The following is a 1,659-nucleotide window of genomic DNA, read 5'->3' on the forward strand; positions in this document are numbered from 1 at the left end:
GCGTTCTCCCAGGGCGACATCAACTGGGGCGCGATACCCGACTACTTTTTCAACGACCAGATCCTCGAAGGCGTCCGGAACACCGTCGCGGGCCGACAGGCCCTGCCCGCGGGTCCCCGGCACGTTCCGGGCGGCGGCCAGGGCGTCGAGGGCAGCCTCGGCTCCGGCCATGTACCGGCCCTGGACGCAGCGGATGAGGGAGAGGGCGAGGAAGTGGCCGGTGGCCGGTTCCGGTGCGGTGTCCTCGGTCACCGGGTGGTCCCGCAGGGTCCGCAGGCCGGTGCCCGGGCCGCTCGTCTTGGCGAGCGTCTCGGCGAGCAGCGCCGCCGCGAGGACCGCGTCGTCGTGGTCGCCGCGCCGCTCGAACTCGGTCAGGGCGAGCCGTACCGCGTCGGCGGCCTGCTCGAAGTGGCCCATCCTGCGCAGGACATGGGCGTGCGCGAGCCGGGCGCGGGCCGCGTCGACGTCGAGGCGGGCCACCAGGTCGCGGTAGTAGCGGTCGGCGGCGTCGTTGGCGTACAGGGCGGCGGCCCGTTCGGCGGCCCGGCGCAGGTACTCGGCCGCGCGCGGGTCGTCGGCGCGCGCGAAGTGGGAGGCGAGGGTGTCGACGGCGTCGGGGCGCCGCCGCTGGACCGCCTGCGCGAACGCGGCGTGCAACTGCCTGCGGCGGACCACGGCCAGCTGCTCGTAGCAGGTCAGCCGGACCAGCGGATGGCGGAAGGCGACCCCGGCCTCGGGCCGTCCGGCCACCACCACGTGCCGTTCCTCGACGAGCGAGGCGGCGATGGCGCGCTCCAGGGCGTCGGCCGCCGCCGCGCCGGACACCTGCGGGTTGAGCCCGTGCTCGGCGACGTCGAGCAGTTCCGAGAGGGCCGCGTCACCGCCGGCGACCGAGAGCGCCTCGACCAGGCGGCGCGCGTCCGTGTCGAGCCGTTCGAGCCGGTCGGCCACCAGGTCCCGCACGCCCTCGGGGGCGTAGTCGCCCATGTCGTCGCGGGGCAGGGCGCGGGCGAGTTCGAGGGCGAACAGCGGGTTGCCGAGGGAGAGTTCCCACACCCGGCGGGCCCCGTCGCCGTGGGGGGGCCCGCCCCCCGCGTCCCGTACCACCGCCAGGCACGCCTCCTTGTCGAGGCGCCCCAACTCCTCGCGCACGCAGAGGCGCTGGCGCATCAGTGAGGCCACGACCGAACGGCGCGCGTCGCCGTCGGGAAGCTCCTCCTCGCGGTAGGTCGCCAGGAAGCGCAGCGCCGTCCCCCGCTGCACCGCCCGCCGGGCCAGATGGCCGAGGAGCTGGTACGAACCGGAGTCGGCGCTGTGCAGGTCGTCGAGCACCACCAGCACCGGGCGGACCGCCGCCAGATCGCCGAGGAGGGCCGTGCTCGCCCGGAACAGCCGGTCCCGTTCCTCCTCCGGACTGCGCTCGCCGGTCGTCCCCACCTGCCCGAGCGACGGCAGGAACGCGGCGAGTTCGGGGTACTCGGAGCCGACCCGGGCCCGCTCGGCCGCGCTGTGCTCGGCGAGCCAGCCGTCGAGCGCCTCCGCGAACGCCCCGTACGGTGTGTGTCCCCGAGTACTCCTGGATGCCGAAGTTGTGCACGGCCAGGTCCAGGTGGACCGCCGCCGCCATGCCCACCGGCGAGATGTCCTCCGGCCCGTGCG

At 75.5% G+C, this 1,659-nt stretch carries 2 pseudogenes; one reads left to right on the forward strand and one right to left on the reverse strand.

The features are described 5' to 3' along the window. Window positions 1–87, forward strand: a pseudogene (locus ACWD3D_RS36770) (amino acid ABC transporter permease); the annotation flags it as partial. A 1,236-nt stretch (window positions 88–1,323) separates the two neighbouring features. On the opposite strand, the pseudogene ACWD3D_RS36775 reads toward ACWD3D_RS36770, so the two are convergent. Then, window positions 1,324–1,512: pseudogene (locus ACWD3D_RS36775) on the reverse strand (hypothetical protein); the annotation flags it as partial. Window positions 1,513–1,659: the final 147 nt, after the last annotated feature.

It is taken from the genome of Streptomyces sp. NPDC002690, assembly GCF_053592415.1.